Annotated in this window: 19 protein-coding genes; 6 read left to right on the top strand and 13 right to left on the bottom strand. The window is 75.0% G+C overall.

Annotated elements, in window-relative coordinates:
• The first annotated feature begins 72 nt into the window (after positions 1-72).
• Positions 73-354 carry a chaplin gene (locus tag AC0682_RS09075; RefSeq protein ID WP_478531853.1) on the top strand — a complete coding sequence of 94 codons (282 nt, stop codon included), beginning with the start codon at positions 73-75 and terminating at the stop codon, positions 352-354.
• 68 nt (positions 355-422) lie between these two features.
• Here AC0682_RS09075 and AC0682_RS09070 read toward each other — a convergent pair whose 3' ends face one another.
• Positions 423-1,286 carry a tyrosinase family protein gene (locus tag AC0682_RS09070; RefSeq protein ID WP_478531851.1) on the bottom strand — a complete coding sequence of 288 codons (864 nt, stop codon included), beginning with the start codon at positions 1,284-1,286 and terminating at the stop codon, positions 423-425.
• Between the two features lie 91 nt (positions 1,287-1,377).
• Positions 1,378-1,857 carry a tyrosinase family oxidase copper chaperone gene (locus AC0682_RS09065; protein ID WP_478531849.1) on the bottom strand — a complete coding sequence of 160 codons (480 nt, stop codon included), beginning with the start codon at positions 1,855-1,857 and terminating at the stop codon, positions 1,378-1,380.
• Positions 1,858-2,070: 213 nt separating this feature from the next.
• Between AC0682_RS09065 and AC0682_RS09060 the strand changes: the two genes are divergently transcribed.
• The 3 genes from AC0682_RS09060 to AC0682_RS09050 all read left to right on the top strand — a co-directional run bounded on the left by AC0682_RS09060 (position 2,071) and on the right by AC0682_RS09050 (position 7,538).
• Complete coding sequence (locus tag AC0682_RS09060) at positions 2,071-3,351, top strand: cytochrome P450 (RefSeq protein WP_478531847.1); 1,281 nt, start codon at positions 2,071-2,073, stop codon at positions 3,349-3,351.
• A gap of 124 nt (positions 3,352-3,475) precedes the next feature.
• Positions 3,476-4,735 (top strand): glycoside hydrolase family 26 protein, encoded by a 1,260-nt coding sequence (locus AC0682_RS09055; RefSeq protein WP_478531846.1) that lies wholly within the window; start codon positions 3,476-3,478, stop codon positions 4,733-4,735.
• A gap of 253 nt (positions 4,736-4,988) precedes the next feature.
• Positions 4,989-7,538 (top strand): SpoIIE family protein phosphatase, encoded by a 2,550-nt coding sequence (locus tag AC0682_RS09050; protein ID WP_478531844.1) that lies wholly within the window; start codon positions 4,989-4,991, stop codon positions 7,536-7,538.
• Here the strand turns inward: AC0682_RS09050 and AC0682_RS09045 are convergent.
• The 11 genes from AC0682_RS09045 to AC0682_RS08995 all read right to left on the bottom strand — a co-directional run bounded on the left by AC0682_RS09045 (position 7,432) and on the right by AC0682_RS08995 (position 20,995).
• On the bottom strand, positions 7,432-9,513 hold the full coding sequence (locus AC0682_RS09045) for an ABC transporter ATP-binding protein (protein WP_478531842.1): 2,082 nt from the start codon (positions 9,511-9,513) through the stop codon (positions 7,432-7,434). The two genes, AC0682_RS09050 and AC0682_RS09045, sit on opposite strands and share 107 nt — an antisense overlap.
• On the bottom strand, positions 9,510-11,249 hold the full coding sequence (locus AC0682_RS09040; RefSeq protein WP_478531841.1) for an ABC transporter ATP-binding protein/permease: 1,740 nt from the start codon (positions 11,247-11,249) through the stop codon (positions 9,510-9,512). Before AC0682_RS09040 ends, AC0682_RS09045 begins: the two co-directional genes overlap by 4 nt.
• Complete coding sequence (locus AC0682_RS09035; RefSeq protein ID WP_478531840.1) at positions 11,246-12,637, bottom strand: nitroreductase; 1,392 nt, start codon at positions 12,635-12,637, stop codon at positions 11,246-11,248. Before AC0682_RS09035 ends, AC0682_RS09040 begins: the two co-directional genes overlap by 4 nt.
• Positions 12,638-12,651: 14 nt before the next feature.
• Positions 12,652-14,019 (bottom strand): YcaO-like family protein, encoded by a 1,368-nt coding sequence (locus AC0682_RS09030; protein WP_478531838.1) that lies wholly within the window; start codon positions 14,017-14,019, stop codon positions 12,652-12,654.
• Entirely contained in the window at positions 14,016-15,620 is a 1,605-nt protein-coding gene (locus tag AC0682_RS09025) for a CocE/NonD family hydrolase (RefSeq protein ID WP_478531837.1), read from the bottom strand. The genes AC0682_RS09030 and AC0682_RS09025 overlap by 4 nt, the downstream gene beginning before the upstream one ends.
• Positions 15,617-16,456 (bottom strand): hypothetical protein, encoded by an 840-nt coding sequence (locus AC0682_RS09020; RefSeq protein ID WP_478531836.1) that lies wholly within the window; start codon positions 16,454-16,456, stop codon positions 15,617-15,619. The genes AC0682_RS09025 and AC0682_RS09020 overlap by 4 nt, the downstream gene beginning before the upstream one ends.
• 130 nt (positions 16,457-16,586) lie before the next feature.
• Positions 16,587-16,721, bottom strand: coding sequence for a streptamidine family RiPP (amiA, locus tag AC0682_RS09015; RefSeq protein ID WP_018487574.1), 135 nt, complete (start codon positions 16,719-16,721; stop codon positions 16,587-16,589).
• A 68-nt stretch (positions 16,722-16,789) separates the two neighbouring features.
• The gene (locus AC0682_RS09010) at positions 16,790-17,713 is read right to left on the bottom strand and encodes an ABC transporter ATP-binding protein (protein ID WP_478531835.1); all 924 of its coding nucleotides are present in this window, start codon (positions 17,711-17,713) and stop codon (positions 16,790-16,792) included.
• Positions 17,714-17,730: 17 nt separating this feature from the next.
• Positions 17,731-18,786, bottom strand: coding sequence for a FecCD family ABC transporter permease (locus AC0682_RS09005; protein ID WP_478531833.1), 1,056 nt, complete (start codon positions 18,784-18,786; stop codon positions 17,731-17,733).
• Positions 18,783-19,868, bottom strand: coding sequence for a FecCD family ABC transporter permease (locus AC0682_RS09000; protein WP_478532053.1), 1,086 nt, complete (start codon positions 19,866-19,868; stop codon positions 18,783-18,785). The genes AC0682_RS09005 and AC0682_RS09000 overlap by 4 nt, the downstream gene beginning before the upstream one ends.
• A 140-nt stretch (positions 19,869-20,008) precedes the next feature.
• Complete coding sequence (locus tag AC0682_RS08995; RefSeq protein ID WP_478531832.1) at positions 20,009-20,995, bottom strand: ABC transporter substrate-binding protein; 987 nt, start codon at positions 20,993-20,995, stop codon at positions 20,009-20,011.
• Between the two features lie 173 nt (positions 20,996-21,168).
• On the opposite strand from AC0682_RS08995, the gene AC0682_RS08990 reads away from it, so the two are divergent.
• On the top strand, positions 21,169-22,434 hold the full coding sequence (locus AC0682_RS08990) for a hypothetical protein (RefSeq protein WP_478531831.1): 1,266 nt from the start codon (positions 21,169-21,171) through the stop codon (positions 22,432-22,434).
• A 114-nt stretch (positions 22,435-22,548) separates the two neighbouring features.
• On the top strand, positions 22,549-22,719 hold the full coding sequence (gene rpmF / locus AC0682_RS08985; RefSeq protein WP_478531829.1) for a 50S ribosomal protein L32: 171 nt from the start codon (positions 22,549-22,551) through the stop codon (positions 22,717-22,719).
• The last annotated feature ends 74 nt before the right edge of the window (positions 22,720-22,793 follow it).

The raw sequence follows: 22,793 nt of genomic DNA, 5'->3' as shown, positions 1-22,793 counted from the left end.
CGGTTCTCGCGTTGTCAGGGCATGCGGGCCTCGTGCTCCGCACCAACCCCCCTTTCTCACAAGGAGTTCTTGATGTCGCGTATGACGAAGGTTGCCGCTGTGATGGCGGGCACCGGTGCCCTGGTCGCCGGCGGCGCCGGCCTGGCCGTCGCGGACTCGGGCGCGCAGGCCGCGGCCATCGGGTCCCCGGGTGTCGCCTCGGGCAACATCCTCCAGCTCCCGATCCACATCCCGGTCAACGTCTGCGGCAACACGGTCAACCTGGTCGGCGTGCTCAACCCGGCGTTCGGCAACACCTGCGTCAACGCCTCCGAGGGCCACGACGACAAGGGTGACTACGGCTACGGCCGCTGATCCCCCGCTCCACAGCACAACGGCCGGCTCCCTCCTCCCGGAGGGGCCGGCCGTCGCGCTGTGCGCGCTCACGCGTAGCGGTAGACCTTGCTGTGGTCGAGGAGCGCCCGCGGGGTCACGTTCCAGGGGGGCATCGGGTCGTCCAGCCCGAAGACGTGACGGCGCTCCCGGTCGGGCGCGTCGGGCTTGCGGCCCGGCACGTAGGCCGCCTTGGGGTGCGCCTGGCGCCAGCGGTCCCAGAGCAGGTCGATGAAGGAGTGGTGGAGCCAGAAGACCGGGTCCTCGGGGGAGGCGGCCCCGGCCATCGGGCCGCCGACCCACTGGTGGACCCGGTTGTGGTTGCCGACCGCGCGCACCCGGTGGATGCCCCAGCCCTCGATGCGGTTGCGGAACCCCTCGGTGCTGACGCTGTTCCAGGGCTCGGTGTCGTAGACCGGGTCGTTCAGGGCCCGTGCCACGTCGTCGGCGGTGGGCAGGGAGACCGGGGCGCGGCCGGGCCTGCCGAAGTTGCGGGTGAGCCAGTTCTGGTCGGTGATCCCGGCGCCCACCTTCCAGTTGCCGGCGTCGTAGGCGAACGGGCCGGTGGTGACGCGGCGGTCGCCGGGCCTGCCGTTGCCGCCGAGGAAGTCCTCCGCCCAGAGCGAGGAGGTGGTCGAGCGGTCCTGGGTCCAGTCCCAGTAGGGCACGCTCACTGAGGGGTCGACGGCCTGGAGGGCCCGTTCGAACTCCAGCAGGTAGCGGCGGTGCCAGGGGAAGAACGAGGGCGTCATATGGGCGGGGCGCGACCGGTTCTCGGTGTCCATGACGTAGTACTCGCGGTGCATGACGACGAAGTCGTCGTAGCGGCCCGAGCGCTTGATCTTCAGGATCGCGTCGACGAGGCGCCGCTTCTCGGTACGCGTAAGGTCGCGCTGGTTCTTGCGGGTGTACACCGGTTCTGGTCCTCCTGGTTCACATGCGGTGCGACGTTCACTTGCCGTCCGGCGCCCCCGTGGGGTGCGGTACCTGCGGGCGGTGCGCCGCTCACCGGTGGCGCGACGCGGGCAGCGCGAGGCGGGCTGTGCCCAGCTCGTCCACGGCGGCGCGGGCCGTCTCGCGGAGCGTGGGGAACGACTCGTAGTGCGTGACATCGCTGAGGTAGGTGCCGTCCGCGCGTTGCATCACGTGCAGCGGGCGGCCGTCGATGCGGATCTCGGCCACCGGCTCGCCATGGTGCGCCCGGCCGTCGCCCGGCCCGGCGGCCGGGACCAGGACGCTCACGCCGCCGCGGATCTCCCGGCCCCGGTACATCTCGGCGAACTCCTCGGCCCCGGCGGCCCCGGCGGTGGCGCGACCGGGCCCCTGCCCGGGGGCGGTGTCCTGCGGGCGGTCGTGGAGCGGGGTGAGGACCGCGGCGGTGCCGGCGGCCACGACCGCGGTGAAGCCGGTCCGCAGGAGGATCCGGCGCGACGGACCGCGCGCTCCACGACGCGGTGCGTCGCCCGCTTGGGTGGTTCTGCTCATGGGTGACTGCCTCTCGTCGACTCGTCCGATGTGCTGTTGCTCGCGATGGTGGCAACGACACGGCGGCGAATCAGTTCTGCCGGGCGCGGCGTCGTCCGCGTTCCGTCAAACGCGTGACCGTGGACGGCCATCCGCGCCGGGGAACGCGTCGCGCGGTCCGCCCCGCGCGCCCGAGCCGACGATGGCCTGGCGAACTCGTGGAGGTGGATGGAGATGACCGTTACCGATCAGGTGTCCGGCGACCGTGCGGCACACCGCGATCTCGCCGACCCGGCCTTCTGGCAGCTGCCGCGCCCGGAGCGGCTCGCCGCCTTCGCCCGGCTGCGGGAGTTGGAGACCCCCGTACTGTTCACGCCCCGGCCGGGCACCGCCCGTACCTCCGGAAGGCCGTTCTACGCCCTGGTGCGCCACGCGGACGTGATGACCGCGAGCCGCACCCCGAAGGTCTTCGCGAGCGCTCCGGGGGCCACCACCCCGGAGCCGGCGGGGTGGGCGAAGGCGCTGTTCGGGAACTCGATGGTGAACATGGACGGGGCCGAGCACGCGGCGCTGCGCCGGATCATCTCGCGGCGCTTCACGCCCCGGCTGCTCGCCGCCGCCGAGCAGAACATCGGCACTCTCGCCGGACGGCTGGTCGACGAGATGACCGCCGAGCGGCCCAGCGACTTCATGGCGTCGGCGGCCTCCCGGCTGCCGCTGGAGGTGATCTGCGACCTGATGGGCATCCCGGCGGAGCACCGGCCGCGGATCGCCGCCCAGATCGGCCACGCGTCGGAGCAGGTGGGCGTCGAGCGGCGCGGCCGGGCCCGGCTGCGGATCCCCGGCCGGGGGACCGCCTCGCTCGCCATGATGCAGCTCGTCATGGCGCGGCTGGCCCGGGAGCGCCGCCGCCGTCCGCAGGACGATCTGGTCTCGGCGCTGGTGCGGGCGGACATCGACGGCGAGGGGCTCTCCTCCCGGGAGCTGGGCGCCTTCTTCTCGCTGCTGCTGGTGGCCGGGGTCGAGACCACCCGCAACGCGATCGCGCACGGGCTGTCGCTGCTGGACCGGCACCCGGAGCAGCTCGAGCTGCTGCGGTCGGACTTCGACCGGTACATCGGAGGTGCCGTGGAGGAAGTCGTCCGCCATTCGACGCCCATCATCCAGTTCCGCCGGACCGTCGTTTCGGAATTCGAGCTGGGCGGCCGGACCTTTCTTCCCGGGGAGAAAGTCGCGCTGCTCTACGCGTCCGCCAATCGCGATGAAGCGGTTTTCACCCGTCCGGATCTCTTCGACATCACCCGGTCGCCGAATCCCCACCTCGGTTACGGGGGCGGCGGCCCGCACCACTGCCTCGGCGCCCATCTGGCCCGGCTCGAAATGACGGCCCTGTTCCGGGAACTGCTCACCCGGCGGACCGTCATCCGGCGGACGGGCGACCCGAAGCTGGTGGATTCGAATTTCGACAACCGGGTCGGTTCCCTGCCGCTCTCCGTGGGCCCGACGATCACCTGATCGGACCGGTCGCGGCATAGAAATGCGATAAATGGACCATTCTGTTCGCATGTGACGCGTAATGATGGAACTCTCATCACATCGGGCCGAACCGGCCGGAATTTCCTTTCAGCCAGGAGGAGTCATGCCGGCCAAGCGCCGACTCATCACCACATGCATCGCCGCGGCCGTCCTCAGCCTGCTCGCGGGGGGCGGCATCGCGGGCCAGCCGCCGCCGGGCACCGATTCCGTTGACAGCGCCTCCCCCGGACCGCAGGGCAACCGGGGCCCCGGCACCACGGCCCACGGCGCCTATCTCGACTACGGGCCCGCCGGCGTACGCAGGATCGGCGAGCTGTCCCGCTGGCTCGGTGGCGCGGAGCTGCGGGTGGGCCACACCTATCTGCCGGGCGACATGTGGGTGAACATCGAGGGCGCGCCCGACTTCCTGGAGGCCTGGGCCGACTGGCGCAGGGCGGACCAGGACCGGATGTTCGTCCTCAACGTCCCCATGCTGGAGCGGAACGAGGAGCGCGTCCCGGACGCCCGGGTCCGCCGGCTGCTCCGGGCGGGCGCGGCGGGCGACTTCGACCGGCACTTCACCAGACTGGCGGAGCGGCTGGTCTCGCTGGGCGTGCCCGACACGGTGATCGTGCTCGGCTGGGAGATGAACGGCACCACCTACACCCACCGCTGCGGCCCCGACCCCGCCTCCTGGAAGGCGTACTGGCAGCGGATCGTGGCGGCGATGCGCGAGGTGCCCGGCCAGGAGTTCCGTTTCGACTTCACGCCCAGCCGGGGCCTGGACGCGGTGCCCTGGACCTCGTGCTACCCGGGCGACGACGTCGTCGACATCATCGGCATGGACTCCTACGACCAGCCGCCGGGCCGGACCTTCGACGACCAGGTCAACGACCCGTTCGGACTCCAGAAGCACGTGGACTTCGCGGCGGAGCGCGGCAAGCCGATCTCGTTCCCGGAGTGGGGGCTCTTCCGCAACGGCGACAACCCGGAGTACATGCGGCGGATGCTCGACTGGATCGACCGGCACCAGCCGGTGTACCAGACGATCACCGACTACTGCCCGCACGGGGTGTGGCAGTGCCGGAGCAACCCCCGCTCCACCCAGGTGTACCGGACGAAGCTGGCGGAGATGGCCGCGCCGGTGCGGCCCGTCCCGAGCCCGACTCCGCCGCCCACTCCGACGGCCCCCGCGCCGACACCCACGGTGCCGCCGACCGACCCGACCCCGCCCGCTCCGCCGACCGTACCGCCCACGCCGACGGCTCCGCCGACGCCCGTGGCCCCCGAGCCGCCGACCGGCCGTGAGTGGTGCATCACCGTGCCGTTCGGGGACTGGCTGAGCCAGTGGCTGAAGGATCGGAAGTTCTGCTTCCGCTTCTGACCGGCACCCACGGGACGCCGCCCGCGCCCATGGAAACGGCTCCGGCCCTCCTCTGGGGGGCCGGAGCCGTCCACCCACACGGGTCCAGCGCGGGGGCAGGGGGACAGAGCAACCGCTTGTCACTCCCCCAACGGGGGCGCGCCCTGCCGCGTCACGCCGCCGAACGGGCGAAAGGGACCCGGTCGGCAGACGGCCCGGTGCGCGCGCGGGACTGACGCGCGACCATGGAAACCTACAGATGGTGGTGAGGTGCATGGCATCCGCCGACGAGGGCCCCCCGGCGGGGCCCGGCCCGCTGCCCTCCGCGGACCCGCGGGGCCCCGTGCGGCTGAGCGACGACGCGGTGGCGGTGGTCGCCGGGGACGGGACGGTCATCGGCTGGACCCGTGGAGCGGAGGCGCTGCTCGGGTACGCGGCGGCCGAGATCATCGGCCGCTCCGCCGCGCTGCTGCTGGCCGGGACCCCCGATCCCCGGCGTACCGCCGCGGTCGCCGCCCGGGCCCGTGGCGGGTCGGGGTGGAGCGGGCTGCTCGCCCTCCGCGCCCGGGACGAGCGCCGGGTCGACGTCGACGTGCGGGTCTCCGCCTCCTTCCTGATCGCCGGGCGCGAGAGCTTCCTGCTCTCGGGCCGGGAGCGCACCCCGCAGTGGACGGTGGAGGGGTCGGTCCTGGAGGGGTTCCTCGCCCGGTCGCCGGTCGGCATGGCGGTGATGGATCCGCAGCTGCGCTACATCTGGCTCAACGACACCCTGGAGCGGTTCGGCGGGGTCCCCCGGGAGCAGCGCCTGGGGCGCCGGCCCGCCGATGTGCTGCCCGGACTGCTCGCGGCGCCCATCGAGCGGCTGATGCGGCAGGTCCTGGCGACCGGCGTACCCGTCACGGACTACGAGTACCTGGGGTGGAGCTGGTCCGACCCCAACCGCCGGCGGGCGTACTCCAGCTCGTTCTTCCCGCTGGTGGACGGCCGGGAGAGCCTGATCGGCATCGGCTACATGGTCCAGGACGTGACCGACCGGTGGAACGCGCGCAGGCTGCTGGCGCTGGTGAACGAGGCGGGGGCCAGCATCGGCTCCACGCTGGACGTCCAGCGCACCGCCCAGGAGCTGGCCGACTTCGCGGTGCCCCGGTTCGCCGACTTCGTCTTCGTCGATCTGCTGGAGACCCCGCTGGGCCGGGATCGGGATGCCCCGCCGCCCGCGGCCAGGGCGCGGGGCGGCAGACCGTCCATGCGCCGGATGGGGATGAGTTCCGTACGCGAGGGGTGTCCGGAGGCGGTCGTACGGATCGGGGAGAGCGTCGACTTCGTACCACCGCCGCACGACGCGCGCTTCCTTCTCGACGGCGACCCGGTCCTCCTGCCGCGGCTCGACCCGGACAGCCACGGGTGGGCCGTGGAGCAGCCGGACCGGGCGGCCCGGATCCGTGAGTTCGGGCTGCACTCGCTCATCTCCGTGCCGATGCGGGCGCGGGACACCGTCCTCGGGCTGACCACGTTCATCCGGTCGCAGAACCCGGTGCCGTTCGACCAGGACGATGTGGCACCGGCCCGCGAGCTGGTGGCGCGGGCAGCCGTCTGTGTGGACAACGCCCGCCGCTACACCCGGGAGCACACCGCCGCGCTGGTGCTCCAGGAGAGCCTGCTGCCGCACACCCTGCGCGGCGGGACGGCACTGGACGTGGCCTCCTCCTACCTCTCGGCGGACGCGAAGGACGGGGTGGGCGGGGACTGGTTCGATGTGATCCCGCTGTCCGGGGCCCGGGTCGGTCTGGTCATCGGTGATGTGGTGGGGCACGGGATCAGCGCGGCGGCGACGATGGGCCGGCTGCGGACCGCCGTACAGACGCTGGCCGACATGGACCTGGCCCCCGACGAGCTGCTGGCCCGGCTGGACGACCTCGTGATGCGGCTGAGCGAGGAGGAGCAGGCGGGCGGGAAGGCCGACCGCGGCGGGACGACGGTCCTGGGCGCCACCTGCCTCTACGCCGTCTACGATCCGGCGAGCCGGTGCTGCACGATGGCACGGGCCGGGCATCCGCCGCCGGTGGTCGTCACCCCGCAGGGCGAGGTCGTCTTCCCCGACCTCCCCCCCGGTCCGCCGCTGGGGCTGGGCGGGCTCCCCTTCGAGTCCCTGGAGGTCGAGCTGCCCGAGGGGAGCCTGCTCGGCCTCTACACCGACGGCCTGATCGAGGGTACGGACAAGGACACCGAGCGGGGCAAGGTCCGCCTGGGGCGGGCGGTCTCCCGGGAGGGGCTGCCGCTGGACGAGCTGTGCGCGGCGGTGGTCAAGGAGTTGCTGCCCGTCCCGCAGCCGGACGACATCGCTCTGCTCCTCGCCCGCACCCACGCCCTCAGCCCCGACCGGCTGGCCTCGTGGGACGTCCCACTGGACCCGGCCGCCGTCGGAACGACCCGGAGCAAGGTGGCGCGCCAGCTGGAGGCGTGGGGCCTGGACGAGCTGACGATGACGACCGAGCTGATCGTCAGCGAGCTGGTGACCAACGCGATCCGGTACGCCTCCGGTCCCGTGCGGCTGCGGCTGCTGCTCCAGTCCGTGCTGACCTGCGAGGTCTCCGACGCGAGCAGCACCACTCCGCGGTTGCGGCACGCCCGGACGACGGACGAGGGCGGACGGGGTCTGTTCCTCGTCGCGCAGCTCGCCCGGCGCTGGGGCACCCGGTACACCCACCGGGGGAAGATCATCTGGGCGGAGCAGGGTCTGCCGTCGCCGCTGCCCGTTCCGCCGGGCTCCCCGCTGCCTCCTGCCTCTCCCCCGGCTCCCGGGCCTCCGCCGCCGCCCGGCTGAACAGCCTGCTGAACGCGGTGCCGCTCCTGGCCAGCTCGGACCAGGTGCCCTCCTCGACGATGCGTCCGCCCTCCAGCACGGCGATGCGGTCGGCCCTGCGGACGGTGGCGGGCCGGTGGGCGATGATCAGCGTCGTACGGGTACGGGCCCGGAGGTCCGCCGCGAGCGACCGCGCCAGCTCCGCGTCGCCCCGGTGGTCGAGGTGGGCCGTCGTCTCGTCCAGGACGAGGACGCGGGGGTGGCCCAGCAGTCCCCGGGCCAGGGCGACCCGGGCCCGCTGGCCCCCGGAGAGCGTGGCGCCGCGCTCCCCGACCGGAGTGTCCAGGCCCTGCGGCAGGGCGTCGACGACGGGGGTGAGGCCGCAGGTCCTCACGGCGGCGGCCAGCTCCCGGTCGGTGGCGCCGGGGGCGGCGAGGCGGAGGTTCTCGGCGAGGGTGCCGTGGAAGAGCGGCGCCTCCTGGCCGACCACGCAGACGGTGGCCCGGAGGTCGTCCTCGGTGAGGTCCCGCAGGTCGACGGGGCGGGCGGTGAAGGCGGGGGCGGCGGAGTCGGCGGCGCTCGTGGGCACCAGCTCCACCGTGCCCTCCTGCGGGTCCCAGTAGCGGGCCAGGAGGTGGGCGCAGCTGGTCTTGCCCGCGCCCGAGGCCCCGACGAGGGCCACCGTCTCGCCCGGCCGTACGGTGAGGTCGAGCCCGTCCAGGACGGGGGCGGCGCCGTAGCCGAACCGTACGCCGCGCAGCCGCAGACCCAGCGGCCCCGGTGGAACGGGCACCGGCGAGGCGGGAGCGGGGGCACCGGCGGGGGCGTTCACGGCCGCGCGGACCCGGGCTGCGGCGGCGCGCAGACTGCCCGCCCGGCCCAGTGCGGCCGCCGACTCGGCCACCGGGGCGAGCGCGCCGAGGGCGAGGGCCATGGCCGCGGGGGCCCAGGCTCCGTCGAGCCGCCCGCCGCCCGCCGCGTGCGCGGCGGCCGCGACCACCCCGATGACGGCGGCGACGACCAGCAGGTCGCGGGCGGCCCCGGCCCCCGTCTCCCAGGACTGCTCGGCGCGCTGGGCGCGGGCCAGCCGTCGGCCGCCGGAGCGCAGCCGGGCCCGGGTGCGGCCCAGGGCACCCGCGGCCAGCAGTTCGCGGAGCCCGTCGACGGCCTCCGTGCTCTCGGCGGAGAGGTCCGCGAGCGCGGCCCTGGTCCGTGCCCCGCGTTCGGCGCGGCCCCGCGCCTCCACCAGGGGCGACCAGAGGAGCAGCAGGGCGGCGGGCACGACGGCGAGCAGCAGCCACGGCCCGAGGATGCCCAGCAGGGTGGCGGCCGCGGCGAAGACGAGTCCGGAGGCCAGGAGTTGGGCGATGGCATGGGCGTAGAAGAACTCCAGCGCCTCCACGTCGGCGAGCGCGGTCGAGGCGAGGTCCCCGCTCCGCCGCCCGGCGATCCGCGCGGGGGCGGAGCGGGCGAGCCCGTCGAAGACGCGTACGCGCAGCTCGGCCAGGACCCGGTAGGCCAGGTCGTGCGAGAGGTCCATCTCCCGCCAGGTGGCGAGCGCCCGGAGCAGGACCAGCCCGACCAGGACGCCCACGGTGCCGGGCGAGGGGGCCCGGTGCTCGATGACCGCCGTCCCCACGGTGTGCGCGGCGAGGGTGACGAGGGCGACCAGGGCCGCCTGGTCGACGAGGGCGGCGAGACAGGTGCGCAGGACGGTGACGCGGTGGGCGCCGAGGACGGGGAGGAGGGAGCGGAGGGCGCCGGTGTCGGGGGCGAGGGTGGTCCGGGGCGCGGACCGAGGGGTCCGGGCGTTGCGTGGGGCGGCGGGGGCGGCCTCGGGGGCAGGGGCCCGGGTGGGGGCGGCTGCGGAGGCGTTCTCGGAGGCGGACACGGCTGCGGTGGCCCTCTTGGAGGCGGCGACGCGGTCCGACGCGGGTGCGGCGGCTTTCCGGGAGCCGGCGGCGGGTTCGTTCGCGGGGGTGGCGGGCGGGGTCATGCGGCGTGGTCCTCCTGGACGGGGCGGCCGGCTGCGACGAGTGAGGCGTACACCCCGCTGTCCGCGAGCAGCCCGCTGTGGTCGCCGCACGCCTCGACCCGGCCGCCGTCGAGGACGACGATGTGGTCGGCGTGGCGTACGGCGTCGAGCCGGTGCGCGACGACGAGGCAGGTACGGCCCCGGCTCGCGGCCACCAGCTCCCGGACGATCCGGGCCTCGCCGCGTTCGTCCACCGCGCTGGTGGCCTCGTCCAGGATCAGGACCGGCGCGTCGGCCAACAGGGCGCGGGCGAGGGCGAGCCGTTGGCGCTGGCCGCCGGAGAGCGTGGCACCGCGTTCGCCGACGAGGGTGTCGTACCCCTGCGGGAACGCGGTGATCTCCTGGTCGATGCCCGCCGACCGGGCGGCGGCCCGCAGCTGTCCGTCGGTGGCGGCGGGGCGGGCGATGCGCAGGTTCTCCGCGATGGTGGCGTGGAAGAGGTACGTCTCCTGCGAGACGACGGCGATCCCCCGGCGCAGCGCGGTGAGGCTGTAGGCGGCCGTGTCGGTCCCGGCGATCGTGACACGGCCCCGGTCCGGGTCTCGCTGGCGTAGGAGCAGGCTCAGCAGGGTGGACTTCCCGGCTCCCGAGGGGCCGACGATCGCCGTCGTGCGCCCGGCCGGGGCGGTGAAGGTGACGCCGTCCAGGGCGGGTCGCTCAGCGCCCGGGTGGGTGAAGTGGACGTTGAGGAAACGGACTTCGGGGGCGGTGTCCCAGCGCGCGTCCACCGTGCCCCGGTCCGCGACGGCGGGTTCGGCGGTGCGCAGGGCGGCGATCCCGTCGGCGGCGGAGACCCCGAGATAGCCCGCGTGCCACTCGCGGGAGAGGTCCCGGATCGGGCGGAAGCACTCGGAGGCGAGCATCAGCAGGAGGTACGTCCCGGTGGCGGCGGTGCGTCCGGTGGCCGCCGAGGAGCAGGCCACGAGAACGGCGGCGGCGGTGCCGCCCTGGACGGCGAGGTCGGTGAGGCCGGTGTCGACGAGCGAGACGCGGAGTTTGGCGACGGTCGCCCGGTGGAGTGCCGCCGACCGCTTCTCCAGCCGCTCCCGTACGCGGCCGACGGCACCGGCCGCGCGCAGGGTGGCCATGCCCTGCAGAGCCTCCAGGTAGTCGGCGGCGAGGGTCTCGTAGGAGTCCCAGTGCTCCTTGCCGCGCCGGGCGAGCAGCCGGTCCCACCAGCGCGGTCCGAAGAGCGCGAGCACCAGGGCGAGGCCCAGGGCGAGGGCCGCGTACGGCTCGATCAGCGCGACGGCGACGAGCAGCAGCGGGGGGACGGCGGCGGTGATCAGCGCCTGGGGGAGGTAGCGGGAGACGTACGCGTCCACCCCCTCGACGCCGTCCACGAGCGTGGCGCGTACGGCTCCGGCCCGCGCGCCGGTGACCGCGGTGGGGCCGAGTCCGCCCAGGCGGACCAGCAGGGTGTCGCGGAGCCGGACGCGGACGGTGGCGCCTGCCGTGACTGCCGTCAGCCGCTGGGCACGGCCGAGTCCGGCGCGGACGAGGACCACGGCCGGCACCGCGAGGAGCAGCGGTCCGAGGTCGGCCGTCTCACCTCGGGCGATCCGGGAGAGGACCACGGCCAGCAGGACGGCCTGGGCCAGATGGGTGAGGGTGACGGCGGCGAGCAGCACGGCGGCCAGGCCGAGGGGACGGCGGGCGGTCCGGGCGGCGCGCAGGAGTTCGGGGTGGAGCATCATGGGCGTTCTTCCTTGCCCGACGGGGTCGGTGGGACGGTGCGGGGCGGGCGCGGGTGCGGGAGTGCCGGGGAGTTGGCGGTTGCCGGAGGTGCGGCCAGGGCCAGGCCGTGGACGATCCAGTCCTGGCCGGGGGCATCACCGAGCGCGGCGCCCAGGTCGGCCTGTTGCCAGGAGCCGATGGGGCGGGAGCGGAGCCCGAGGGCGGTGGCGTGGGCCTGGGCGACACCGGCGGCGTACCCGGCGGCGAGGTGGCTGCCGCGGACCAGGGCCGGTGGGGCATCCGCCGGGCAGCCGTGGGCCAGGAGCACCGCACCCGCCGTGGCGATCCACCTCTGGCCCGCCGCCCAGCGGGCGAGGGTGGGACGCGCGTCACCGGAGGCGAGGGGGCCTGCGGGGCTGCGGAGTCCCGGCGATGCGCCGCCGGTCGCCGCCGCCCACGCGGGACCGTCCGGCCGGGCGGCCTGCGCGGTCACCAGGACCTGGACGAGCAGCTCCGGGGCGGGCGGGCGCGTCAGGTCGTCGGGGGCCGCGCTCCTTCGCGTACGGAGGGCGTCGTCGGTCACCGGGGCGGGGCGACGGGCAGGGTGCCAGGTGGCGGTGGATGCTTCCGCGCGGTGGCCCAACACGCTTTGTGCAGCGGCGAGTTCAGGGGGCGGCGCGGCCAGGTCGCGCGGCTGGGGCAGGGGCTCGGCCCCAGGGGGGCAGGGGTGGGCGGACCACTCGGCCAGCGGGTCGTGTGCGTCCGCGGGTGGCCGAGTGGGCGGCAACCACACGGCCGCGAGAGGGATTTCGGCTTCCACGCCGGGCCACCGGGCCTCCCACTCGGCCGCGCGGGGCAAACCGGCCGCTGCGGCGAGGTCGGCGCCGTCCGCGTCGAGCGAGACCCGTACGTCACCGGGAGCGGCGGCCAGCGCCAGGGCGGCCGCCGCGTGGCCGGCGTCCAGCAGGAGCAGCGGCCAGGCGCGGTGCCCGTAGTGCGCGACGGTCCGGGAGGCGATGACGGTGAGGACGGCCACGGCTCCCGGGGGCGCGGCGGCGGGGGCCGGGCCGCGCGGGTGGGCGCGATGGGTGCGCGGGTCGTAGGCGTACCGCCCGGGCGGCAGGGAGCAGCCGGGGCCGACGAGCAGGTGCGCCCGTACAGGATGGAGCGCGCCCGCCGAGGGGACGGGCCGCAACCGGCCGCCCGCCTTGTGGGGTGCGGCGAGCGAGAGGCGCAGGACGCGGTCCAGATCCACCGCCTTCCCAGGCCTGCCCAGGGGCAGCCCCGGGCCACCCCAGGGGAAGGCCGGCTCCGGCACATAGGGAACCGTGCGCGGCACGCGGGGCGATCTGGCGTCGGCCAGGGCGCGGCGCAGGGACTCGAAGGCCGCCGGAGGAGCCTGGGTCATCGGGGCACGCTCCTTCACATGTGCGGCGGCGGTGCGAGGGTGAAGTCCGCCGGTACGGTGGGGGGTTGGATGCGCCAGCCCCGGGCGAGCGCCGCTTCGGTGAACCGCGGGCAGCCCAGGTAGGCGAAGGCCGCGGGGGCGTTGGGGATGAGGCCGGAGACCAGGACGCGGGCGACCCGCAGCGGGGTCTCGGCGATGTCCTCGGTGGTCAGGTCGGCGGTGATCACACGGTGGCCGCCGGCGGCGAGGGCGGCGTCCAGAGCGGAGCGGCTGCCGGGTGCGATCTCGGTGACGGGGACGACACCGGCGGCCGGTTCGGTGAAGCGCCGGGCCAGCGGAGCCATCCGGTCGTCCAGCCACACCTGCACATGGGCGCCCAGGTCCCGCACGGCCGCGAACTCCGGTCCGCAGTCGTCGAGATAGCGGCGGTCGGCCCGGTGGTCCAGGTAGAGCCCCCGGGCGAAGAGGCCGGCCTCCACCGAGCGGTGGACCCAGCCGTCGGCGTCCACCGCGCCCTGGGTGAACACCCAGGTGTGCACGGCCTCCAGCACGGCCTTGCGGGCCGCCTCCGCCGGGTCGTACCGGCAGGCGAACCCGGCTGCATGGATGCCGCGCCGGGGGTCGTGGACCAGGGCGGCCACGCAGGGGGCGAACTCGGAGGGCATCTCCACGATGTGGACGTCGAGTTCAGCTCCGGCCAGGTCCTCCGTGAGGCCGGGTACGCTCGCCGGGTCGATACCCCGGGTGGGGCCGTCCAGGTGCCACCACAGCTCCAGGGCGTCGCGCTCGACGACTTCGAGCAGCCCTCGCTCCACGGCGTCGTCGAAGCCCTGACCGGTGGCTATGCCCGCGTAGTTGAGGTGGTGGGTGCGCGGGAGGGAACGCAGGTCGCCCTGGCGCCAGTTGAGGTGGGTGAGAGCGACGGGCGCCCAGCAGGGCTCCCCGTTCTCGGTGGCCGGGGTCCACAGTGCCGGTGTGTGGGGGGTGAGTTCGGCGTACGGGAAGCGGGGACGCTCGTACTGCCAGGAGGCGTAGCGGGGCAGCGCGCCGGGCCCGTACAACCGCAGCCCCTCCGCGGCCAGTTCGGCGGCCGTGGCCCGGCGGGGTGCGGCGGGGTGGCCGGGCGGCGGGACGCGGTTGCCGCAGTAGCGTTCCACGGCCTCGGCCACGGCGGCGATCCAGGCGCCTTGAGGGTCCCCGAAGGTGGTGCCGAGCGAGACCCGGTCGGCGGGCCAGGCCCCCAGGCGCCGGGCGTCGGAGACCTCGGCGGTCATCGCGGTGTAGCGGGGCGGCGCTCCCGCGGGGTGCTCGACGGGCTCGACGCCACGGATCAGCCCGCAGACGGGATCGACCAGGGCTTCGACGGGCAGGGTGCTGGTCAACGGCATATCTCCGGTACGGGCTCGACGTAGTGGCGCCGGGCGACGACGGTCAGGTGCAGGGCGCTTCCCCGGGCCGTGACGGCTCTGCGGGAGGGGGCGAGGCGGGTGGCGGTCACCGGGTTCTCGCCGGTGTGCGGGTTGCGGGCGTGGGCGGGGAAGTGGTGCCCGGCGATCTCCGCGCGCAGGCGGGTCCCGGCGGGCAGTCGGCGGCCCAGGGTGCCGAGCGGCACGGTGACCTCCACCGTGCGCCCGGGCGGGTCGGCCCGCCGGACGATGCCGAAGGCGAGCGGGTCCGCGCGGCCGGCCGGGTCGAGTGCGGTGACGCGGACGGCCCAGTCGGCGGCGGGGGTGTCCGCGGTGGCGTGGAACCGGGCGGTGGCGGGTCCGGCGAGGTCGAGTGGGCGGGACAGGGGCGGGGACAGGAGGAGGCAGCGGTCGGCGGGGGCGCCGTCGGCGGGGACGGGGACGGTCAGGTCGTCGGAGCGGACCGGGCGGGCCGGGTCGGCGGTGAACTCGGCTCCGTGCAGCGGCCGGAGGCCGGTGGGCGTGTCGAAGGCCCAGGTGGCGGTCCGCGTCGAGGCGCCCCCCGGCGCCCGGGGGCCTCTTTCGCGTATGCGGTGCCAACGCCCGCTTCCGCTGAGGGAGATGACTCCGTGCCGCTCGGGGTCCAGCCGTCCGGCGAGGGCGGCGCGGGCCCACCGGACGTACAGCGCACCGAGGTTGATGCGGTCGGCGGCGATCTCGGGCCGGTCGGCGGTGAGGCGGTGGCCCCAGGGGCCGAGCAGCAGACGGGCGGGTCCGCCCCAGCCCCGCCACAGTGCGACGGTGTCCTCGGCGAAGGGGTCGCGGGTGCCGCCGACGGCGAGGAGCGGAAGGTGGGAGGCGGAGCCGCGCGCGACGATCCTGCCGCGGACGCAGTCGTCCCAGAGTCCGGGCCAGGACGGCAGGGGGCGGCCCAGGCGCTCGGGCAGCCGGGTGAGCGGGAGGTGTTCCAGCAGCCGGGGGTCGTCGGTGAGCGCGCGGGCCAGGGCGTCGGGGGCCGAGTCGGGGCGGTCGCCGTGGGCGGCCCACCAGCCGGCGCGCGCCCCGAGGCGTTCGGGGCCCGCGGGTTCGCGGGCGGTCTCGACGAGGCCGAGTGCGGGGACGGCGGCGATGACGGCGTCGGGGCGGCCGACGCCCGGGGCGCCGAGCGCGGTGACCAGGGCGCAGTGGGCGCCGTAGGAGGAGCCGACCGCGACGACCGGCCCGCCGCCGCTCCACTCCTGCTCACGCACCCACGCCACGGTCGCGGCGCCGTCGCTCTCCTCGTGGTCCCGGTAGGGACGCCAGGGACCCGTTGAGCCGTGTCGGCCGCGCACGTCCTGCGCGAGGGCGGCGAACCCGTGGGCCGCCCAGCCGCGCAGCTCGGCGCGGTGGGCGGTGCGGCCGTAGGGGGTGCGGATCACCACGGCGGGGTGGGGGCCGGGTGTGTCCGGCAGGCAGAGGTCGGTGGCGAGGAGGGTGCCGTCGGGGGCGGGGATGTGCAGGGTGGCGGGGTTCGTGTGCGTGCCCCCGCGGGCAGCGGTGGTCGCGCGCTCACCCTCGCGGGAAGCGGGGGTCATGCCTTCGCCCGGGTTGCGGGGGCGGGCAGCGGGGCGACGTCCGGTACCGGGAGCACGGGGTGTTCGGTGACGGCCAGGTCGCGCAGGTCGATCCGGCGCAGTCGGCGGCGGGCGGGGAGGGTGGCCCCCTGGCGGTGCCCGTCGCCCGCCCAGGCGATCAGGTCGGCGGTGAGCAGCGCGGCGATCAGCGCGGCCGACGCCTCGGTGGGGTGCGGTCCGGTGTCGGGGGTGCGGTGGCCGGTCCAGTAGGCGGCGAGTTCGCGATGGGCGGCGGTCGCCGCGAGTCTGCGCAGCCGTACGTGGGCGGAGGTGACGTCGCCCGGCGCGCAGGCGAGGGGCTCGATCCAGGCGTGGGCGCCCTCGCGGTGGCAGCGGAGCCAGGCGGTGTGCCGGGCGGGCAGCCCGTCGGCCTCGGCCCAGAGCCCTTCGGGTACGGGCGAGTCGAGGCACCAGACGACGGCGGTGCCCCGCCGCCCCGCGAGCCCGGCCAGGGCGTCGGCGGTGGCGGGGTGGACCTCGGCGCCTTCCGCCGCGGCGTACCGGGAGAGCGGTCCGGTCAGCACGGGGTCGCCCAGGAGGTGGACGGTCCGCCCGGTGAGCGGTGGGCGGCGGGGTTCGGTCACCGCGTGCCCGGCCTCCTCGAACGCCGTCACCAGACGGTCGAGCTCCTCCGACGACGCCTCGCGCTCCCGCGCCACCAGCCGGGCCACCAGCGCCTCCGGGTCGACGCTCCCCGTGTCGATGCGGAGGAACTCCCCGTCGGCGGTGCGGAGCACGGGCCGGTCGCCGGGGACGGTGACGATCCCGGTGCCGGGAGCGAGTCGACTGGGGTTCACGGGGGCCTCCGAGGAGCGTGCCGGTACGGGAGGGGGCGGGTGGTGCGTCACGGGGACGGGCCCGTCCGGGGATTGACCGGACGGGCCCGCCACGCGAGGAGCGGGAGCCTGCCTCAGCGGCAGGTGCCGCTTACTTCTCGTCCGCGGTGTCGGCCTCGACCGCGTCGTCGAAGGGGTTCTCGACGAGGGCGTTCGAGTGGGTGGCGGAGAGGTGGGCGAGCTGGCCCTGGTCGGCGATCGGGCTGAACACCTTGTTCTGCTCCATGAGTTGGATCCTCCATGTCGATGAATCGGGTGATGGTCGCGACGTCGTTCCTTGCCGCACCACAGACACTAATGAATATGATTTTCATTCCGCAATAGCTGGGGCGAATCGAGAGGGTGATCTGGGTAACAGACGGGCCAGCCGCCTTCTGCATCGATCCCCACCCGCCCCCGCACGCCCAGGACTTCGGCCAGCAGCCGCTCCGTGACGACCTCCCCGGGCGGACCGTCGGCGGCGATGCGCCCCTCGCGCAGCGCGACGATCCGGTCCGCGAACCGCGCGGCGTGGTTGAGGTCATGGAGCACCATCACCACCGTGAGCCGTCGCTCGGCGCGCAGCCGTACGACGGTCTGGAGCACCTCCAGCTGGTGCCGCAGGTCGAGATAGGTGGTGGGCTCGTCCAGGAAGAGGAGCGGGGCGTCCTGGGCCAACGCCATCGCGAGGCGCACCCGTTGGCGCTCCCCGCCCGAGAGCGCGTCCACCGGGCGGTCCGCCCAGCCGGTCACACCGACATCGGCGAGGGCCCGGGCCACCACCTCGTCGTCACCGTCCCGCAGCATGCCGAGCGGCCCCCGGGCGGCGTACCGGCCCTGGCGTACCAACTGCCGTACGGTCAGAGCCGGTACGGCCGGTGCGGACTGGTGCAGCAGCGCCACACGGCGGGCGGCGGCCCGCCTGGGCAGGCCCGCCACATCGTCGCCGTCGAGCAGGACCCGGCCCTCGCCGGGGACGAGCAGCCCGGCGGCCAGCTTGAGGAAGGTGCTCTTGCCGCAGCCGTTGAGGCCGATGAGGGCGACGAGTTCGCCGGCTCCGATACTCAGGTCGACCCCGCGCAGCACCTCGCGCCCCGGATAGCCGAAGCCGAGCCCCTCCGCCCGGATCGCGGCGGGCGCTTCCACGCCCCGGTCCCGCCCGTCCGGTGGATCCGCCGTGCCGTTCGTCCCCGCTTCGTCGTTCGCGCCCACCGTCATGCCTCTCGTGCGTGCGGCCATGTCCGGCCTCCTGCCTGTCATCGTTCGTCCGCCCGTCGCCGTGCCACGACCAGCAGCAGCCCGGCCCCGACGAAGGTGGTCAGCGCGCCGACCGGCAGGGTCAGCCGGTCCGCGTCGAGCGCCACCACCAGGAGCCGGGAGAGCAGTTGGGCCGCCGCGTCCGCCCCGCACACCACCGCCGCGCCGAGCAGCGCGGCCCCGGGCAGGGTGATGCGCAGATCGGCGCCGAGGACGGCCAGCGCCAGATGCGGCACCAGCAGGCCCACGAAGCCGAGCGCCCCCACGGCCGAGACCGCCCCCGCCGTCAGGGCCACCGCGCACACGAGCGCGGCGGCCCGGCCCCGCCCTGCGTCCAGCCCGGCGGCAAAGGCCTGTTCGTCGCCGCAGCGCAGCAGGGTCAGTGGCGCGGCGAGCAGCCAGGCCGCCGCTCCCCACACCGCCGCCCACGGCCACAGCAGGTGCCAGTGCTGCCAGACCCGGCCCTCGGTGGAACCGATCAACCACTGGACGACACTGCCGAGTTCGCCCGGGGCCACCAGCAGCACGACGGCGGTGAGACCGGCCAGGACCGCCGACACCAGCACCCCGTACACGGCGGTCTGCTCGGGGTCGCCCTTCTCCCGTCCCGCGAGCAGCCACAGCAGCCCTGCCCCCGCGAACCCGCCGAGGCAGGCGGCCACGACGACCGCCGTCGGGGAGTCCCAGCCGGCCAGGCCGAGACCGGTGGCGGCGACCGCACCGAGGACCGCTCCAGGGGTGACCCCGGTGACCTCGGGCCCGGCCAGCGGATTGCGCAGGGCCGACTGGAGGACGAGCCCGGCGACGCCCAGGCTCGCCCCGGCGACCAGGGCCACCAGGAGTCGGGGCAGACGGAGTTGGAGGACGATGTGCTGGGCCATGGGGTCTTGGCCGCCCAGGAGCACGGCCCGTACTCCCCCGGGCGTGACACCCCGCCCGGCGAACAGGTCCGCACAGGCGACGACTGCCACGAGCACCACCAGGGCGCCCAGCCGCACACCCGGTGAACGCCATGTCCGCCGGGCCGTTCCGGGAGCCGCTTCGGACACGCTCATCGCTCCGCCTTCCGCAGAAGAGGTACGGGCTCCGCGCCCGGCACAGGCTCTTCGGCCTGCCCTGGCAGGGACGCACCGGATGCGGGCACCCGGTCGCGCCGGCCCGCCACGCGCCGCCCCCGCTTCAGCAGCACCACCCCGACCGGCACCCCGACCAGGGCGGTCCACGCCCCGACGGGCGTCTCGACCGGGGCGAGCGCCAACCGGGCGGGCTGGTCGGCGCAGAGCACCACCACCGCCCCGCACAGGGCTGAGCGCACGAGCCACCCTGCCGCCCCGCCGTCCGGCTTCAGCCGTCGGGCGAGGTGGGGGGCGAGGAAGCCCACCCAGGCCACCGGGCCGCAGACCGCCACCACGGGGGCGATCAGGACGACGGCGATGCCGAGCGCGGCGACCCGGGCGCGTTCGACGCGTACGCCGAGGGCGCGGGCGTCGTCGTCACCGAGCCGCAGCACCCCGAGCACCGGCACGCAGAGCACGAGCGCGGGGACGGCGACGGCCAGCCAGGGCAGCAGTCCGGTGACGTCGTCCCAGGTGCGGGCGGAGAGACTGCCCAGGAGGTAGCGGTAGATGAGCTGGAGGTCCAGTTGGTCGGCCATCACCATGAGCACCAGCAGTCCGGCCTGGAGCGCGGCGGCGACGGCGGCCCCGGTGAGCAGCACGGACGACGGGCTGCGGCCGAACCCGGCGGCGACCAGCGTCAGCAGTCCGCCGAGCGCCGCCCCGGCCAGGGCCAGAAAGGGCTGGAGGCCGAGGGGCACGGAGAGGGCGAGCACCAGCGGTGCCGCCACGCCGAGCGCCGCCCCGGAGGAGACACCGAGCATCTCCGGAACGGCGAGCGGATTGCGCAGCGCCTCCTGGAGCACCAGTCCCGCCGCCCCCAGACAGGCACCCGCCACCAGCGCCAGCACCATGCGGGGCAGCCGCAGTTCGGTGACGACGATCCCCGCGAGGCCGTCGGCTCCGAGTGTGGCGGGGAGCCGGGCGGGGGACACGTACGGCGTACCGAGGCTCAGCGCACACACCGCGCCCGCCAGCGCGACGACCGTCAGCGCGATCGGCACCACACGCGACCGCGCCACCGGACGGCGGCGACCGCCCAGCGCACCGCGCTTCACCACCGCACGGCGGTCACCCGCCCCGCCACCCTGCGCCGCAGGACGGCCGACGCTCGCCGCACCGCCCCCCACAGCGCCACAACCACCCTCTTGCGAAAGGTCGTTCACCGCAGTGCGGCCGTCGCCTCGTCGAGGACGATGCCCAGGGACCGGGTGCCACGGCCCTTGGCCCAGACCTCGGAGTCGACCTCGATGACCTTGCCGTTCTTCACCGCCGGGATGCGCGACCAGAGCGGGTTCTTGGCGAGCTTGTCGGAAAGCTTGCCGTCCGGTGCGCCGAAGGAGAGCGTCTCCACGAAGAGGACGTCGACGTCCCGGGCGAGGATCTCCTCCAGGCTGTAGGAGCCGTCGACTCCCCTGCTCTTCCAGGGGTAGTGGGAGATCTTCGGGAAGAGTCCGGCGGCCACGTCGGTCTCCGGGGTGGCCACGCCGAAGTTCTCGTCGCTGCCGAAGATGATCAGCGAGGTCTTCTCGCTCCGGCTCTGCTCGGCCTCGGCCAACCGGGTGCGGAACGTCTTCTCGGCCTTCTCCCCCTGTTCCGTGCGGCCGGTGAGCGCGGCCAGGTTCCGCAGGTAGCCGACGCTGTCCTGCCAGGAGCCGGGCTGCACGGGCCAGAAGGTGGTGGCGCCCTTCAGGGCGGGGGCGAGCTTGCCGTGGGTGTCCTCCAGGCCGATCACCAGGTCGGGCCGGTGGGAGAGGATCGCCTCGACCTCGGGACTGAGGAAGCCGCCGGGCACGGCCGGGACCTTCGCGGCCTTCTCCTTGCCGAGGAATTCGGGGTGGGCGAGGACGGCGGAGTTGGTGGCGGTGGGGACCATGCCCAGCTCGACGAGGATGTCGTCGCAGAGGGCGACCAGGCAGACGATCTTCTGCGGGGGCTTCTCCAGCGAGACGGTGACGCCCTTGGCGTCGGTGATCCGGGTGGCTGCCTCGATGGGCCGCACCTCGGTGCTGGTGCGGGCCTTGTCCCCGGCCGCCGCCGGTCCGGCGGCGGCCGGGGAGGTGTCCTCGGTCGTGCCGCAGCCGGCCAGCAGCCCTCCCAGTACGGCGATCGCGGCCCAGCGGCGGACTCTCAGTGCGGTACGTGGCATCGGCTGTCTCTCAGATTCTGTACGGCCCCGGGAGGAGTCAGGTGCCGCGGCGGGGCCCGGGGGCCGTCCCCACCGCAGACCGGAACCTTACACATGATTATCATTTCCACTAAAGCGGGCCAAGGCTTCCCGCCGCATTACCGGATCCCACCGGCCGACCCCAGGAGACCCCCATGCCGCATCGCCCCCACCTGCCGCCGCGCCTTCTGGTCGCCGACCAAGTCGCCGGGCGGGTCAGCCTGTTGGACCTTCCGGACGGTGCCGAGGTGGCGGCGCTCGACCACCGGCACCCCGCCGAGCACGCGGGGTTCCTCGCCCTTCCGGGCGATCTGGTCGCCTGCGTGGACGACCGGGCGGGCGAGCTGCTGGTCCTCGATCCGTACGGCCCCGACACGGACCGGCCCCTGGTCCGGCGGCGGATACCGGTCGCCGTTCCGGCCGAGCACCTGGCGGCCGCACCGGACGGGCGGCGCCTCGCGGTGACCACCGGCCTCGGGCGCAACGAGGAGGCCTGGACCGGGCTGCTGACCGCCGTCGACCTGGACGCCCCGGACGGGGCCGTCGCCGTACGCACCCGGGGGCGGATCGGGGAACCCGGCGCGACAGTCCTCGGCGGGCCCTCACCGCTCGTGGTGCTGCGCCACCGGGAGCCCGGCGAACTCCTGGTCCACCGGCACCGCGACCTGATGGCCGCACCCCCTTCCTGTCCACCGGTGGAGCCCGTCCAGCGCATCGAACTGCCGGACGCGGACGGGCACGGGGATGCCCACGACCCGGTCACCGGGCGGGTGTTCGCGGCGGCGGGCTCGGGTGTGCACCGGGCGCACCACGAGGGCGAACGGATCACACCGGAGCCGCCGCTGCCCTGGGACGCCGACGGGCGGACCGGCGGGCGAGGCTACTACCTGCGCCTCGACCCCGTACGGCGCACACTCTGGTCCTGCGTACGCGGGGGGCCCTCCGCGCCGGGACAGTGGCCGGAATGGACCAACGACGCCTGGTGGCACGGGCTCGACACCGGCACCACGGGGCGGCTGGAGCTGGGGCCCGGCCTGGTGTTCCGGCTCGCGGTGACCGCCCGGCACATCGCGTACTCGCGCATCCACCCGGACGGCGACGAACTGATCCTGCTCGCCGCGCCCACCACGCCCGGCGCCCGACCGCACATCGCCGCGCGCCTCCCGCTGCCCGCGATGACGGGTGCGCCCCGGCGCGGCGGCACCCCGTGGGACGGCGTCCAACGGCGGGCGATCGCCGCCTCCCCCGGCGCCGGCCTGGTGGCGGTCAGCCGGGGCGGCCACGGCGAGGTCCATGTCTTCGACGCCGACCGGGCGGAACAGATCACCACCCTCACCCTGCCCACCCCGCTCGACGACGGCGGCCACCTGGCGCTGGTCAGCCCCGGCGACGGCGCGCATGCCGACCCGGTGGGGCGGTGACCGGCAGCTCTCCGCATCACGACCGGGCAACCCTCCTCGCAATATGGAAACGATAGTCATTTCCCTATATGGTCGACATCACCGACCGGCCCCCACCACCCTCAGGAGAGACCCATGGCAGTTCCGAAGCGGAAGATGTCCCGCAGCAACACCCGCCACCGGCGCGCCCAGTGGAAGGCCGCGACGCCCCAGCTGGTGCCGGTGACGATCGACGGCGCGGTCCACCAGGTGCCGCAGCGGCTGGTGAAGGCGTACGAGCGCGGGCTGCTGCGCCCGGAGAGCTGAGCACGTACACCGCGAAGGGCGGGTGGCAGCGCGGCTCGATCGCCGCGCCACCACCCGCCCTTCGCACGCTCAGG

Source organism: Streptomyces sp. NPDC043746 (genome assembly GCF_056436485.1).
The sequence above is the reverse complement of the archived record's forward strand: the minus strand, read 5'-3'. Positions and strand labels throughout refer to the sequence as shown.